Origin of the sequence: Ferdinandcohnia salidurans (assembly GCF_042680725.1) — a bacterium.
Taxonomy (GTDB): Bacteria; Bacillota; Bacilli; order Bacillales; family Bacillaceae_L; genus Ferdinandcohnia; species Ferdinandcohnia salidurans.
The window spans coordinates 32014-47589 of sequence record NZ_JBHUEK010000034.1 but is presented as its reverse complement, the minus strand read 5'-3'; the positions used below and the strand labels follow the sequence as shown (position 1 = coordinate 47589).

Genomic DNA, 15576 nt, shown 5'->3' with positions numbered 1-15576 from the left:
AGCTCTCGAAATTGAAAGGGGGAATACGATGAAAGTCTCTGAACAATTGCAAACAGATATTGTGATTATAGGGGGTGGCCTCGGAGGATGTGCCGCTGCACTTTCAGCCTTACAATCTGGGAAAAACGTAGTCTTGACCGAGGAGACGAAATGGATTGGTGGTCAAATAACAAGTCAAGGTGTACCACCGGATGAGCATCCATGGATTGAACAATTTGGAGCAACGAAAAACTATCAGACTTTCCGAAAAAAAATCAGAGAATACTATCTTTCCAATTATCCAGTAAAGACCAAAGAACGGATGAATAATCAATTCAACCCTGGTAATGCCATTGTTAGTAACATAAGTCATGAACCGCGAGTAGCGTTGCGTGTTCTTTACGATATGTTATCGCCCTATATAAGCAGTGGAAGGCTGACGTTATTAACAGAGTATAAAATTAGTAAAGCTGAATCCGAAAATGATCAAGTTCAATCGGTAACCGTTCAGCATTCAAGAACTGGAAATACTTACCAGTTAATAGGGAAGTATTTTTTGGATGCAACTGAAATGGGAGATGTTTTACCACTTGCCAATGTTGAATATGTAATTGGAGCTGAATCGCAAACCGCAACAGGAGAAGCCCATGCACCTAAGGAACATCAACCTTTCAATATGCAGGCTTTTACGTATTGTTTTGCAATTGACCATATTGAAGGAGAAGACCATACAATTGAAAAACCTGATCAATATGAATTTTGGAAGAACTATCAGGCAGATTTTTGGCCAGCCAAACAATTAAGTTGGTGGGGACTTGTACCTCACACATTGGAACCAATTGAGTATTCATTTTTTTACGAACCAGAACGCTTTTCATTATGGAACTACCGAAGGATACTCGACAAAGATAATTTTGAACCAGGTACGTTTCAAAGTGATGTAACCATCGTCAATTGGCCACAAAACGATTATTGGTTAGGTCCTATTATTGATGTAACCGATGAAGAGAAAGAACAGCATATATATAATGCCAAACAATTAAGTTTATCACTGCTTTATTGGATGCAAACGGAAGCACCTTGTCCAGATGGAGGAAAAGGATATCCCGGAATACGGCTAAGGAAAGATATATTAGGAACAGAAGATGGCTTAGCGATGTACCCATATATCCGTGAATCAAGACGGATTAAAGCACAATATACCGTAAAGGAACAAGATATTAGCGGTGAAATCGATGGGAAAGAGAGTGCCACGTTCTTTGCCGATAGTGTAGGGATTGGTAGTTATCGTTTAGATCTACATCCGAGTACAGGATTGGATACGTATATCGATATTTCGTCTCATCCATTCCAAATTCCTCTCGGGAGTTTACTACCTGTACGGGTTCAAAATTTGTTACCGGCTTGCAAAAATATTGGAACCACTCATATAACAAATGGTTGTTATCGATTACATCCAGTGGAGTGGAATATCGGTGAAGTAGCAGGTCATTTAGCGGCATATTGTATTGATCATGAAATCATCCCACATGTTGTAAGAAATCAAGATGATAAACTAACGGATTTTCAATCGCGTTTAGCGAAAGCAGGAATAGAACTTGATTGGCCCAAAATCCACAAAATTTAAATGAAGACAAAGAGTGGAGTGGATAAACTTTGATCGCTTTAGTTGACAAAAGTATGCAAATGAAAAGCGTTGTGAGCTATACTCATTATTTTTCGGATATCAATCACCTTATAAATGAGAACCTACATCAATACTCTGTTATTTTTATTAATGGTAATAACAATGGAAATCCAATGAAACTTTCTTACGACACACTTGAAAAACTTTGGGATTATGTTGAACATGGTGGAATCCTATTTGGGGAACTGATCAACTGTGAGGATTTTCCGTCATCTCGCCTTTTTGGCTTCAAGCAGGATTTCACAGTAACGAACCGTCGCCTAGAAAAACTAGTAATTTCTCAAGATACTCCATATTGCAAGAAAGGCCAGTTACTCGAATGGCAAGGTGCCTTTTTAACAGGCTTTACCTTCGACACGGAACGGCTTTTAGATATCGGTCATTTCGAAGAGACCCATCAAACGAAAGAGGAAGGGCAATACCCTGGAATTGTTGTGAAAAAACATGGGAAGGGGAAAACCATTTTTTCAACATTTTCTTTTTTAGGTAATGAACAGAATTGGACGTTTCGACCTAATTGGTTATGGAATGCGGTTGTAAAATGGCTTCAGATGGGGTATCACTTACCACTACAATCAATCCGACCAATCATTCAAACATCAGAGACATCAGACACAAAACAAACAATTGAAAAAGGGATGAACTGGTTTTTACATTCTGGAATCTTACCGAAGGAAGATGGTAGTCATGGAGTTTATGAAAATGTCCATTCAATTCGAAGCGATATAAGTAAGGATTTCCGACCGGATTGTCATGCCCATACAGCCCTATTATTCTACTTGTACGGGGAATATGCGAAGGACCCAGAATGGACCGAGAGATCACAACAGTTATTCAACTATTTATTTGAAGCCGGCTATCAGGATACAGATCCGAATTCAGCTACATATGGTTTTTGGAAATGGTTTCAAAGTCCGAAGAGGAAACCGGACCAAATCTTTTCTGATGATAATAGTTGGGTAGCACTGGTTCTCTTATATTTGTACCGTAAAACAGGTCAAACCATATATAAAGAAAGAGGCCTATTAACAGCATATGCTCTATTAAACACGCAAAATAAAAATGGACTTCGCCCTGAATGTATCCGTGAACAAGAGCTAATAGAGCAAGGAACCGCCTATTTCCAAAATTCGACGTTAGCTAGTATGAATCCTCATTTTGAATCAATAGTCCATGCTGCCTTTATACAAGCGTATGATGTGTCGAATGACGAAAAATTTTTAGAAACAGCGTATCAAGGTACGTTAACTATGCTTGAGAATAAAAAGGATTTGAAATTCATGTATAGCAAGACGGCTGGTTATAGTAGATTTCTATTATCATTGGCTCAACTATTTGCTGTTACAAAGAAGGACGTGATTCGGGAGGGTTTATTCGAAGTACTTGATTATTTAATGGTGAACCAACATCAACAAGGTGGAATCGAAGAAAGTGATAATCCGGATCCAGAACGCTATGGTACAGAGGATACGGGTGTGTTCCGAATGAATGGTGAAGGAATTGCAGACCAATTGTACACAAATAATTTCTTACTGATGAATGCTTGGGAGGCATGGAAAGCAACAGAAGACTCTAAAATTTATAATTTTCATGAGAAACTCGCCCTCTTTTTATCAAATATTCAAATCACTTCTCCAAGAAAGGAATTTGATGGCGGCTGGATGCGTTCCTATCATTTAGACAGTCGAGAGTATTTTGGCAATAATGGTGACACGGGTTGGGGGGCATATGTTATAGAAAGTGGATGGACGAACGCCATTATCTTATCAGGCCTTATCTTAAAAGAATTAAACCTATCCTTATTAGACTAATGCTAGGAGGTGTCAAGATGTCAGTTAGATGTAAGACTCTTAATAGTGATCCAGCAATTATATTTGCTAAAGGAGAGTTGCTTAAGTATACACAACAGGTTCAAGAGCCTATAACTAATTCTTTCGTTTTAGGGTTGGATCAAGATTTTATAGAAAAAGGCTTAATTGAACAGTCTTTATTTAAAAATGATCCTGATGTTGATGCTTTTCATTTTATACAAGTAGATCGAGAAATTTATATTATTGGAAGCAATACTAGATCCGTCCTTTATGGCGTTTATCATCTTTGTAAAAAACTGTTTGGGTACAAATGGGTTCATTTTTTATCTAAAGAAAAAATAGAATCCAAAAACATTCGTTTTATACCGACTGAAATCCATAGCGGAAATATGGTAAGAAGAGGGCTAGTAATTGAAAATTACGATGATATTCCTTTCCTAACACAACTTATCGATTGGGCTGCGAAACACTATATAAATGAACTGTTTTTTACTTTTATGTTATGGGATAAAGTAAAACATGTAATCGAAGAAGAGATTGAAAAAAGAGGGTTATCGATTACAATTGGCGGGCATAGCATGCACTATTTGTTAATGGAACCCTCTGTTTCTGAAAAAAAGCAGATTGATTTTTCGGATGATAGCTGGAAGCATACGCTTATCGATAAGATAAAAATCTATAGTGAAGAAACAACATCCATTAAACGAGTATCCTTATGGCCAGCCGATATTGGAATAAATGATAACGAAGACTTTTTAGCTCGCTACATAGAATTTACTGAACTCTTACAAAGTGAAATTCCTAGCATAGAAGTAGAGCATATAGCCTACAATGCAGGCTTATCGTGGGAAATGTTAGAACTTCAAGAAGGGTTAAGTGGTTCTAGTAAAGTAAATACGCTATTTGCTTATTGGGGAAGAAATTATCAGCAATCTTTTATGAAGGAAGAAAGAGCATTTGAGGCTTTACGAAAATGGTGTCACATAACCAAGGCCAATCAAAAGGAAATTACTATTTTTGAATATTATAGTGATCATTATATGTTAGGTGACTTATTTCCTCCTTTGTTTCGCAGAATTCATGAGGACATCGAAGTGTACGCTAAGTTAGGAATCAATCGAATGGTTAATCTAATTGTGCCTTACATTGCTAAAGAAGATGAGAAAAAATTGGCTCTTCCTTTTCCATGGGAATCGTTACAATTAATGAACAATTATTATTTTGCACGGTTAACTTGGGGTGATGACTTCCAGGAGATTGAAGAAGATTTCTACTCGATCTCTGATGAACATCAAATGAAGGTTAGACAAGCGCTTGTGAAAATGGAATCTGTCCTTTCGGAAGTATCGAAATGGAACGTACCTCTGTTTCCATACCGTGTAATCGATCCTGAAAAAATAGAAAAGCATGAAGAATTAAGCATGATTATCACTGACTTCTTAAATTGGAAAAGGGAAATCGAGTCTTTAAAAGTCGATTCTATCAAGGATGTAAATGATCCAAACAACCTGATAACTTTTTATATTTATTATGTGTGTGAAAAGCTAGAGGATTACTTACATACATGGAGGGGAAAAGTGTGAAACAACGAATTGTTTTTATTGGTGACAGCAATACATGGTGGGGGATTGACGAGAGTGATAACATCGGAACAGGATATGTGCGATTGCTACATGATTATTTGAAGGTTACGTATCCACAAAGGGATATTGAAATCATAAACAAAGGGATTAGCGGAAATCGGGTAACAGACCTCGCTGAGCGGTGGGAACAAGATGTAATTTCGTTTCAACCTGATGTTGTTTCGATTTCCATTGGTATCAACGATGTATGGAGACAAGTAGATTCTCCTGATATGGAACAAGTGTTACCACAACGTTTTGAAGAAGTGTTAGAGAATCTTCTTATAGATACGAAGGATAAAACCAATGCTTCAATTGTCTTAATGGAACCGACTGTTATTTCAGAAGATATTCTGGGAAAAGGAAACTCTATGCTAAAACCATATATTGAAATCATCCACCGATTAGCAGAAAAGTATAATGCAGGAATCGTTCCGACACATCAGTCCTTTATTTCATTTTTAAAGCATAAGAAGGACTTTCCTCTTACAATAGATGGTGTTCATATGAACACGCTCGGGAATATGCTAATGGCTAAAACGTGGATAGAAGCAACTAAGGATCTGTTTGAATAATTTTATATAATGATGAATGTGAAAGAATAAGTTTATAAAATGCATAAGCTTATTCTTTTTTATTGGAATAATAGATTCAACCACAATCTAACACTTTTCGACACCCCCTTGAAGGTATAATAAGGAAAACTATTAATAGGGAGGTTCGTTTCTTGCTAGATTCAAGTCATGAATTCTATTTAAGTAGCGCTGAACGACAATTAATAATCAAAGGGATAAAACGTGGATTAGAGCGTTTTTATAAGGATAGAGAGGGAAAGCCTGATCTCGTCACCGAAAGAAACTTCATCTCCAGACAACGCGCCTCTTATGTTTTCGACTCCATCTATACAATCGCGAATCAACATCCAGAATTGAATGTGACGCCTGAAATTCGAACAGCGGGCTTATCATACGAATATGTATCGCTCTTTTTTGAAACTCGAAAAATTGTGGTCACTTTTAGCCAAGTAAAACGTCCAGAAGATCTACCTGAATATAGTGAATACAGAAATGAATATACAGAAGGAAATCGGCTGTACAATCCTCAGCTTTCCTTCTTCCGAGAAGATGAAGAATTCAATCTCAAAAGTTACAAACACCTCGTCGTCACGTTTAATGGCTCACATGGACCCGATCCGCTTTTTGTATGGATAGGTGCCACAACACCTGGACAAAATGCCTGGATCTATCATGAGGAACTAAAAGAAGGGGTGGCTTTAGGCTGATTATAATTGTTATGCGGAGACTGTGACCAATCACAGTCACCGTTTTTTTGTCACCCCATTCTTCAAAACCGCAAAAACAATACTTGGTTTCATTAAAATCGTCATTGGACGTTTTAGGTTCATCACTTTTATAAAAGAATCATAGATGTTGGTGTCTTTCGCTGATAAAAGAAATATCCGCCGAGCATACCATTGGAGAATGGGGAGTCCAAATGGTTTTTTACCTGTTGTTTCTTGATACCGAAAATCCTCTGTAAGTACCATATTCCAAATCGGAGCAATGATCTTTGCTGCTTTTTTATGAAAATCACGAGCTACATTTTCCAACGATTGATTTTGTAAAATGCCTTTTAAGGCGATTGCTTCTAACACAGCAATGCTCATTCCTTGACCGAAAAAGGGATCAATCCTACAAATTGTATCGCCAATCATGATAAGACCAGCAGGAAAGTTGTTGATTTTCTCGATTTTTCTCCATGTTATCTGTGGCACCCGAAAAACAGAAATACTAGTTAGAGGCTTGGCCGCTTGTAATGTCTGATACATATCATTCTTCTGTAACCTTTTTGCTAGTTGTAGTACATTATTTTCTTTAACAACCTCTTTGTCATTAATACAGTCATGGTACCCTATGAATGTGAGCAAATATCGATTCCCCTCGACTTTTGAAATCGAACCTGCAAGTTTTTCGCGAGGTGGGTTAGGGTAAAGAAGCTTGATTGTCCAATCCTGGTTTTCATTTTCAGGTAATTCCACAATTTGACTAACGTAGGTTAAATCAATTTTCACTTTTTCAAGCGGGATGTGTATTCCTCGATCATTCAACCAACGATACGTGAAGCTACTTGCTCCGCTCGCATCCACAATCAGATCAGCATTAATCACGGTGCCGTCTTTCAACACAACGCCATTCATTCGATTGTTTCCCTCGTCATATACATATTCTTTAACAGTTTGATTGTATTGGATGGTAATGTTTTCAACCTCTTTTATGTACTGGTTTATATGCCATTCCAAGTGTGGTCTAGTTTGAAGAGTAGTTGTGTAACCACCATCATATCGCTGTTTCCAAACCCCGTGGTGATGCCAAGCAAGGTCTTTTGTTGAATTAATTTTCACGGCTCCTGTTGAATAAAACTTTTCAGTGATTCCAGGAAAAAGCTCCTCAAGACCTTGTTCACCTGCATGGAGCAATGCATGGATATGATTACCTTGTGGCGCTCCTTTTCTTGGAATGGGCGAGGTAATTTCAGAATCTCGCTCTATAATAATCACTTTTTGAAAAAAATCTGAAAGAACGCGCGCTGCTAATTTTCCCGCAACTCCCCCGCCAATTATGATGACTCTGTCCTTATGCTGCAAAAAAAACCACTCCTAATTAATTACATATAGATATAATTTAAATTGCCTATGACAAAAAAGGTACATAATATACAAAAATGAATTAAAATTTATCTATACAACATACTCGTATGTTATCTTATTGATAGCGCGTTAAAGGGAAGTGAACATATGCAAACATTAAAACCAGCGATTCATTTTAACAGGGTTAATTTTCTTGCGGATGAAAAACATATTTTAAAAAATATTACGGGATCCTTTTATGAGGGGACGATTACATCACTGGTTGGTCCTTCTGGAGCGGGGAAGACAACTCTCTTAAAGCTTTGTAATGGACTTCTGTCACCAAATTCAGGTGAAATATACATAAAGGAAAAAGACATCCAAACATTTGAACCGGTTGAATTACGTCGGTCTGTTGGAATTGGCCTGCAAAATGCACCAATGGTAAACGGGACTGTTTATCATAATCTTGCTTTACCAATGACACTTCAAAATAAAGACTTAGAAGAAAGCACAGCCAAGGATTTATTAGAAGATGTTGGGTTAGAAGAAGAATACCTAAATCGAGATGTACGAGATTTATCAGGCGGACAGCGCCAAAAGGTTTCTATTGCACGTACGCTGGTCAACCATCCGCAAATCATGCTGCTGGATGAAATAACATCCGCACTTGATCGAGTTTCGAAACACGAAATTGAAGAACTCATCGTAAAAATCAACCAGAAGTACAATGTAACCATCATCTGGATTACCCATAACCTCCAGCAAGCCATTGAAATCGGCAACTATGTATGGGTAATGATGGAAGGGGAAGTTATTGAAACAGGCGAGAGTGCATTGTTGAAATCTCCTACTCATGAAAAAGTAAAACAATTTGTGAAGGGGGAGATGATGGAGTGAGCACACTTGCTTTAGCAATCGCCCTGATTTTTGTGCTAATTCCAATTTTCTTATCGAAAACGTTTAATCTGGGATTAGAAAAAGACACGACGATTGCAGTTGTCCGGTCAATCATTCAATTATTTGCAGTCGGCTATATTTTAAAATTTGTCTTTGATACGGAAAGTCTCATTTATATTTTTCTAATGGTCATTGTCATGATTGTGGCAGCTACACAGAATGCAAGGAAAAAAGGAAAGGCCATCAAAGGAATCACTTGGAAAATCGCGACAACCTTTATTTTTATGGAGGTACTAACTCAAGCGATTTTACTTGGATTTCAGATTACGCCAGCCACAGCCCAATACATCATTCCAATCAGCGGAATGGTTGTTGGCAACTCGATGGTTCTTGCTATTCTATTTTTAAATCGATTTACGTCTGAAGTTGACAACCATCAGGAGCAAACCGAGCTTATTCTTTCCTTAGGAGGGACACCAAAACAAGCGATCCATACACAACTGATTACGTCAATCAAGGCAAGTATGATTCCTACAATTGAAAGCCAAAAAACAATCGGGCTCGTTCAACTGCCGGGTATGATGAGCGGTCAAATCATCGCAGGTGCAAATCCAATTCAAGCGGTCCAATTTCAATTGCTCGTACTCTTTTTACTTTTAACAACAGCAGCTGTCACAAGCATAATGCTTGGATTTTTATCGTATCCAACATTATTTAACCAACGTATGCAATTTTTGAAGATGAGGTAATAACGGAAAAAATCAAAAATGCCTGAACCCTCAGGGCTCAGGCATTTACTCTATAGTTAACAGGAACTTCACTAGTTCCCTAGCTTATTTTCGAATTCATAATTTAATGTTTAAATACATGGCGTCCAATTTTAACGGCTGTTGTTCTTGAATCCAACCAACGACTTGTCGCAATTGTTGGGTTATAGAAGAACAATGCATCCTTCGCAATATTTCGCATTTCAGTAAGTGCCGCGCGCACTGCTTTTATCGAGTCTTCATCTGCAGGTTTATTAATCTGACCATTTCGTACAGGTTGGAATTGGCCACGCTGATAAATTACATCTCGAATTGTATCAGGGAATTTCGGACTTTCTACACGATTTAACACAACTGCTGCTACTGCTACTTTTCCTTCAAAAGGTTCTGCTTGTGCCTCAGCTCGTACAATCCTTGCTAACAAATCTAGTTCTTCTGAAGAAAAATTATAATTTGTAGACACACTTTTAACTTCAGTAACGACTTTCTCTTCTTTTACTGTTTCTTGCTTAACTTCTTGGGTGGCTACTACAACATCCTCTTTCTTTTCAACATGCATACCTTCAAATAATTTAGGCGAGTTATCATCTACTTCAGCATTTATATGTTGACCTACAATAATCAGGTCTAAATTTTCTACTTGTGGGTTCATCACTGCTAATTCTTCTAAAGTCATTCCATGTTTAGTTGCTATTTCTGACATCGTGTCACCTTTTTGTACAGTATACGCAAACGCTTGGTCTGCAAAAAATAGAGATGCTATAAAGATCGCTAGTCCTAATAGTATTTTTTTCATAGTGATAGTCCTCCTAGTTAATTTAAGTACTGGGTAACTCTCTATGACTCATTTCTATGAAAAAAATAAGTAGATTAGTATTACAGTTTCTTTACAGGTAGATTACAACCTGTCTATCTTCCAAAAACTAGTAAAAAAAGACGATTCCCTTTTAAAAAGAGGACCGTCCTTAAATCAATTTTGGCTTTTTTGAAAATAGCCTTCGACGCTATTGATGTGTTTTACCATAAGTTCGCTAGCACGTTCTGCATTACGTTCTTTCATCGCTTTAAAGATTGCTTTATGGTAATTGAGTGACTCGGTCATTACCCCATATACAGTCACTCCACTTTCCTGAGAGTGCTTCACTAAATTATTAATGGATTCATATAGATTGAATAAGACAAGGTTTTTCGATGCTTTCGCAATTTTTTTATGGAACTCCAGGTTCGAACGAACATATTCTGTTTGATTGTTTTCACGAACCGAAAGTTCCATATCATCAATGGTTTGCTCGATTTCATTGAAGTCTTCAGAATTTGCCCTTGTTGTTGCAAGGTAGGTTAATTCTTTTTCTAAAAATCTACGAGCCTCAAAAATATCTTGCCAATCAGCAGAGGAAAAATAGAGCTGGAACATGAGGGAGTCAGAGAAAAACTTATCATGGTTACCTGTGATAATCGTACCTTTCTGTGTCTTTTCAATTAAACCTTGCGCTTCCAACACCTTTAGCGCTTCCCTTAATGAAGGCCTACCCACTCCAAATAAATTCATTAGTTCTCGTTCTGGGGGAAGTTTATCACCTTCATTTAGTTTGCCCTGAAGAACAAGGTCCTTAATTTGGTTAACAATACTATCTGTAACATTCATACGTTTCACTGGTTCAATCATTTTTCTATCACCTTTCATATCTATTACAATAATGGTAAAATTTTCCGTAGATTACTAGAAAACACCCCCCTTACAAAATAAGAAGGGGGGAGGGGGAGATGTATTCTCTTATTTGGCAATCTCCCCAGTTAAGGTTTGAGACTTGTTGAGCCGCATTTTAAATAAATATGCACCCACAACCATAACTAGAATAGCTGTAATCAAACCGATTACAATATTTTGAGTGAATCCTAGGACGATGAATCCAAAGATTGAAGAGACACTGGAAAGCATTGCATATGGTAGCTGTGTCACCATATGATCGATAGGGTGGACCGAGCTTCCAATTGATGCAAGAATCGTTGTATCGGATAATGGAGATGTATGCTCTCCAAATACAGTTCCTGCTAGCACGGCACCAATTACCGGAATGAGGAAAGTAACATCGATTGTTGCCACGATCTCTGCACCAATCGGAATCATAAGACCTGCTGTACCGAGCGTACTTCCAATTGAATATGAAATAAATGCTGCGAAAACAAAGAAGATAACAGGTAGCCAAGCAAGCTGTAGATTTCCATCAATTAATGTTGCAAGATAATTCCCAACACCTAATGAAGAAATGACTTTAGCTGTAACTAATGCAAGGAAAAGTATGATAACGCTTGGTAGTGTTGTTTTAATCCCAGCCAAAGTAGAAATCTTTAAGTGTTCACCAGAAGTTTTTTTCATTAGCAATCTTGTTAAAATGACAAGATCGGCTGCAATCGCACCATATACCAAGGAAAGAATAATGTCTGTATTAATTAACACATCAAAAGCGGTGATTGGTCCTTCGGCACTTGAGCGTCCAATCCAGATAGCAGAAATCACAGTTACGATAATTAACGTTAAAACAGGGAAAAGTAAATCTGCCATTTTTCCATCATTTCTTGTTGGAAGTTTCGTATCTTCGGAGCCTGGCACCTTACCACGTTTTGTATCAAATAAAATATCTTCTGAAACTGCACGTTCTTCATCGCGACGCATTTGGCCAACATTTATTCCAAAATAAGCAACGATAAATACGAGGATAATAGTAGTAATTGTATAATAATTGGTAGGTATTGCTAATAAAAATGCTTCTAATGCTTGATAGGAGGTAATCTCAGTGTCAGTCAGGACACCTGCTATGATTGAAGTAATAAAAGCCGCAAGTCCTGAAATGGGTATAAGCAGAGCGATTGGTGCAGAGGTTGAGTGGATTAAGTAGGAAAGTTTAGAGTGCGATACTTGGTATTTATCCGTTACTGATCTCATTACGCTACCACGGAATAGACAACTAAATGCATCATCAAACCATGTGAAAAACCCGATTAACATTGTCGCCATTTGGGCTTGAACTCTCGTTTTGGCAACTTTTACTCCCCATTCGGAAAAGGCATAAATGCCACCTGATAGATAGAGAAGGGAGGAGAGTATTCCTATTAACACAACAAACAACAATACTTTGCCATCCCCTATTAATACATCAGCCATAATATGGTAAACGTTTACGAAACTATCAATGACATTCCATTGATTATAGAGCAGTGTGCCAATTGCGATTCCAATACCTAATGCCAAAAATAATCGCTTTGTAATTAGAATAATCGCAATCGTAACAATCGGTGGAATCAGTGAAAAAATAGTACCTTCCATATAGTTGCCCCCTTTAGAATATAAAACATTTGTAATCGCTTACAATTTTTATGAAAAATCATTCGTGACAGGCCATATTAATGGGGTAAACTCAAGTAGAAGCCCACAAGTCTAGTCACGAATGAATGTGCGAAAAAAGGTTACTCCGCAATCCGATTGACTAATTTACCTAGCCCTTCAACCTCACAGACCATTTCATCTCCAGGTTTCAACCAAACTTTTTCCTTCATGCCTAAAATAACGCCTTCTGGTGTTCCTGTAAAAATCACATCACCTGGTTCAAGGGTCATTGTTTGAGACAAGTCACTGATCATTTCAGCAATCGAGAAAATCATCAGCTCTGTATTTGAGTTTTGGCGTAATTCACCATTTACCCAACATTTCAATTCTAAATTTTGAGGATTCGGAACTTCTTCAGCAGTTACAAGATAAGGTCCAATAGGAGCAAACTGGTCAATCGCTTTACCATATGTCCACTGGTTGGTCCTTGTTTGAAGATCTCGTGCCGAGATATCATTTCCTGTCGCATAACCAAACACATAATCAAGCGCTTCCTCTTTTGCAATATTCTTAGCTTGTTTGCCCATCACCACAACCAACTCAACCTCGTAATCTACCTGCTTCGTTGCGGAAGGCGGTACAATGTCCTCGTTATGTGCGGCAAGACTATTTTGATACTTAGAGAAATAAATCGGGTAATCCGGAACGGTAAAGTTTGCTTCTTCAACATGAGCACGATAATTCGCACCTGAACAGATGATTTTATTTGGCGTTTGTACAGCCGGTGCATATGTAATACTTGCTTCGTCTAGGAATTCATCTGCTGTAGATAGCACCTGCTGAAGTTTTTCTTGTCCAGATTTACCACTTGAAATCACTTCTTCGATTGAAGCAGGGGCAATCAAACCAGTTTTTTCTGCAGTAGCTCGCACATCCACTATGCCGCTAGCTGTTTTAATACCTAAACGGACACCATCTGTAGCTTGAAACGAAAGTAATTTCATACACGTCACCATCCTGATTAAATTTAAAACACATGCTGCACCTAGATGCATGGTCTTACCATAGAATATTGTAGAAATTTTATTTTTAGAACATTTAAAAAACTTATCATAAAAAAAAAGACGGCTCAACAAGGAACCGTCTAACTTTACATCTTATCGCTTATTTTTTTCAAATTCTGCTTTTATTGTTTGGAGTAATTCAGGATTTGTTAAGATTTTATATCCCGTTACAGCCATTGTTTTTGCACCAAGAATCATCGCATCTTTACCTTGGTTACTTAAAGCTGCTTCACGAAAACCGTGGGTGTGGCAAGCAAATGGCTCATCACAAATTTTTACATATGGATGAATAGAAGGGGCAACTTGACTGACATTCCCCATATCCAGTGACCCAGTGCCTTCTGAACGCTCATTGATCTCCTCAGGATTAACCCCTAATTCAATTAACGTATCATTAAAGACATTTGAAAGTTCTTCATTTGTAATCATGTCATCATAAGAGAACTCATAGTTTGACCATTCCATTGTAGCTCCTGTTTGAAGGGCAGCACCTTCTGCACATTTTTTTACCTTTTCTACTAACTCATTCAAATAAGAACGAGAAGATGCACGAACATAGAATTGGGCAACAGCATAATCCGGTACGATGTTTGCTGCTTTCCCACCTTCTGGAATGACTCCATGGATACGTGCGTCTGGTGTAATATGCTGTCTTAACGCATTAATGCTATTAAACGTTTGAATCACAGCATCAAGCGCATTTATGCCTTCATGAGGGCTTGCTGCAGCATGTGCTGCTTTTCCGAAAAATTCAAATTGGATTGCGTCCATCGCAAGGGAAGCGCCACTTTTTTCGTATTGGCTAAGTGGGTGAACCATCATCGCGACATCAAGGTGGTCAAAAATACCTTGTTCCGCCATGGTTACTTTTCCGCCCTTCGTTTCTTCAGCAGGGGTACCATATACAACTACTTTTCCACCAGTTTCAGAAAGGACTTTCGATAATCCGATTCCAGCTGCAATCCCCATTGTTCCAATTAAATTATGACCGCATGCATGTCCTAATTCAGGGAGAGCGTCATATTCAGACATAATTCCAATCGTCGCACCAGGTTTACCACTGTCGAATGTAGCTTCAAACGCAGTAGGGAGGCCCGCTGTTCCTATTTCTACATTAAAATTATGTTTCTTTAGTTCATCCGTTAAAATTTTACAAGCTTTGAATTCTTCATGACCAAGCTCTGGATTTGCTCCAATATATGCACTAATTTCATAAAAACGATCTTTGTTTTCTTCGATAGCTTTAAGTATTTCTGCTTTCATATTGACCCTGCTTTCTGATTATAGGTTTCTATTGGGTAATTATAAAACATCTTGTATAAAAATTCAATTAAACTCTTTGTCTACTATACTATTTTTATATAATAAAAAAAGAAATAATAAAAAGTCCCAAAAAATAGGCACTCGCACATACAGTACAACCCATAGGCTCATATCTTAACAGTGTAAGAAAAAGAAAGGGAGATGACACTATGCATTACGGATATCATGATCATTGCGGATATGGATATGGTGGATATGGATATAACAACAGCTTTGTATTAATCGTTGTATTGTTTATCTTGTTAATAATTGTCGGAGCTTCTTACGTACGATAAAAATATACAGAGCAATAGAAAAGGTTCCTTTCATAACTCGTGAAGGGAGCTTTTTTATTGTCGGGGGGAGTGAAGGTTTAGTGATGGTTAACCATAAAAATATTATGTAATGATTTTATAGTACCATGCTCATGTTTATCATAATAAAATTATGTAAACTTACTGTATTTTTGAATAGAATCTTCCATTTTAAACAA

14 protein-coding genes are annotated in these 15576 nt (G+C 37.6%); 8 read left to right on the top strand and 6 right to left on the bottom strand.

The features are described 5' to 3' along the window. Positions 1–28 precede the first annotated feature (28 nt). From ACFSFW_RS22610 to ACFSFW_RS22590, 5 genes are all read left to right on the top strand, one after another. Positions 29–1606 (top strand): FAD-dependent oxidoreductase, encoded by a 1578-nt coding sequence (locus ACFSFW_RS22610; RefSeq protein WP_388041631.1) that lies wholly within the window; start codon positions 29–31, stop codon positions 1604–1606. A 29-nt stretch (positions 1607–1635) separates the two neighbouring features. Next, complete coding sequence (locus ACFSFW_RS22605) at positions 1636–3477, top strand: hypothetical protein (protein WP_388041628.1); 1842 nt, start codon at positions 1636–1638, stop codon at positions 3475–3477. 17 nt (positions 3478–3494) lie between these two features. Continuing rightward, entirely contained in the window at positions 3495–5060 is a 1566-nt protein-coding gene (locus ACFSFW_RS22600) for a hypothetical protein (protein ID WP_388041625.1), read from the top strand. Further along, positions 5057–5674 (top strand): SGNH/GDSL hydrolase family protein, encoded by a 618-nt coding sequence (locus ACFSFW_RS22595; RefSeq protein ID WP_388041622.1) that lies wholly within the window; start codon positions 5057–5059, stop codon positions 5672–5674. Before ACFSFW_RS22600 ends, ACFSFW_RS22595 begins: the two co-directional genes overlap by 4 nt. A 152-nt stretch (positions 5675–5826) precedes the next feature. After that, entirely contained in the window at positions 5827–6381 is a 555-nt protein-coding gene (locus ACFSFW_RS22590; RefSeq protein WP_388041620.1) for a hypothetical protein, read from the top strand. A 36-nt stretch (positions 6382–6417) separates the two neighbouring features. Here the strand turns inward: ACFSFW_RS22590 and ACFSFW_RS22585 are convergent, their stop codons facing one another. Continuing rightward, positions 6418–7743, bottom strand: coding sequence for an FAD-dependent oxidoreductase (locus ACFSFW_RS22585; RefSeq protein ID WP_388041617.1), 1326 nt, complete (start codon positions 7741–7743; stop codon positions 6418–6420). A 150-nt stretch (positions 7744–7893) separates the two neighbouring features. Between ACFSFW_RS22585 and ACFSFW_RS22580 the strand changes: the two genes are divergently transcribed. Together ACFSFW_RS22580 and ACFSFW_RS22575 are read left to right on the top strand one after the other, a co-directional pair. After that, a complete protein-coding gene (locus ACFSFW_RS22580) occupies positions 7894–8625 on the top strand; it encodes an ABC transporter ATP-binding protein (protein WP_388041614.1) in 732 nt (243 codons plus the stop codon). Then, positions 8622–9374 (top strand): ABC transporter permease, encoded by a 753-nt coding sequence (locus ACFSFW_RS22575; protein WP_099363416.1) that lies wholly within the window; start codon positions 8622–8624, stop codon positions 9372–9374. The genes ACFSFW_RS22580 and ACFSFW_RS22575 overlap by 4 nt, the downstream gene beginning before the upstream one ends. A gap of 103 nt (positions 9375–9477) precedes the next feature. Here ACFSFW_RS22575 and ACFSFW_RS22570 read toward each other — a convergent pair whose 3' ends face one another. The 5 genes from ACFSFW_RS22570 to ACFSFW_RS22550 form a co-directional block, all read right to left on the bottom strand. Continuing rightward, the gene (locus ACFSFW_RS22570) at positions 9478–10188 is read right to left on the bottom strand and encodes a cell wall hydrolase (RefSeq protein WP_388041611.1); all 711 of its coding nucleotides are present in this window, start codon (positions 10186–10188) and stop codon (positions 9478–9480) included. Between the two features lie 174 nt (positions 10189–10362). Further along, complete coding sequence (locus ACFSFW_RS22565) at positions 10363–11058, bottom strand: FadR/GntR family transcriptional regulator (protein ID WP_388041608.1); 696 nt, start codon at positions 11056–11058, stop codon at positions 10363–10365. Between the two features lie 108 nt (positions 11059–11166). Continuing rightward, entirely contained in the window at positions 11167–12717 is a 1551-nt protein-coding gene (locus ACFSFW_RS22560) for a Na+/H+ antiporter NhaC family protein (protein ID WP_388041606.1), read from the bottom strand. Positions 12718–12857: 140 nt separating this feature from the next. Beyond that, positions 12858–13721 carry a fumarylacetoacetate hydrolase family protein gene (locus ACFSFW_RS22555; RefSeq protein WP_388041603.1) on the bottom strand — a complete coding sequence of 288 codons (864 nt, stop codon included), beginning with the start codon at positions 13719–13721 and terminating at the stop codon, positions 12858–12860. A 153-nt stretch (positions 13722–13874) separates the two neighbouring features. Next, a complete protein-coding gene (locus ACFSFW_RS22550; RefSeq protein WP_388041601.1) occupies positions 13875–15044 on the bottom strand; it encodes a M20 family metallopeptidase in 1170 nt (389 codons plus the stop codon). 209 nt (positions 15045–15253) lie between these two features. On the opposite strand from ACFSFW_RS22550, the gene ACFSFW_RS22545 reads away from it, so the two are divergent. Continuing rightward, on the top strand, positions 15254–15379 hold the full coding sequence (locus ACFSFW_RS22545) for a YjcZ family sporulation protein (RefSeq protein WP_304214262.1): 126 nt from the start codon (positions 15254–15256) through the stop codon (positions 15377–15379). Positions 15380–15576 lie beyond the last annotated feature (197 nt).

Excerpts from the sequence above, each read along its gene's own strand:
- ACFSFW_RS22565 (WP_388041608.1), bottom strand. The coding sequence starts at position 11,058 with ATGATTGAACCAGTGAAACGTATGAATGTTACAGATAGTATTGTTAAC.
- ACFSFW_RS22545 (WP_304214262.1), top strand. The coding sequence starts at position 15,254 with ATGCATTACGGATATCATGATCATTGCGGATATGGATATGGTGGATAT.
- ACFSFW_RS22550 (WP_388041601.1), bottom strand. The coding sequence starts at position 15,044 with ATGAAAGCAGAAATACTTAAAGCTATCGAAGAAAACAAAGATCGTTTT.
- ACFSFW_RS22560 (WP_388041606.1), bottom strand. The coding sequence starts at position 12,717 with ATGGAAGGTACTATTTTTTCACTGATTCCACCGATTGTTACGATTGCG.
- ACFSFW_RS22580 (WP_388041614.1), top strand. The coding sequence starts at position 7,894 with ATGCAAACATTAAAACCAGCGATTCATTTTAACAGGGTTAATTTTCTT.
- ACFSFW_RS22600 (WP_388041625.1), top strand. The coding sequence starts at position 3,495 with ATGTCAGTTAGATGTAAGACTCTTAATAGTGATCCAGCAATTATATTT.
- ACFSFW_RS22570 (WP_388041611.1), bottom strand. The coding sequence starts at position 10,188 with ATGAAAAAAATACTATTAGGACTAGCGATCTTTATAGCATCTCTATTT.
- ACFSFW_RS22610 (WP_388041631.1), top strand. The coding sequence starts at position 29 with ATGAAAGTCTCTGAACAATTGCAAACAGATATTGTGATTATAGGGGGT.
- ACFSFW_RS22555 (WP_388041603.1), bottom strand. The coding sequence starts at position 13,721 with ATGAAATTACTTTCGTTTCAAGCTACAGATGGTGTCCGTTTAGGTATT.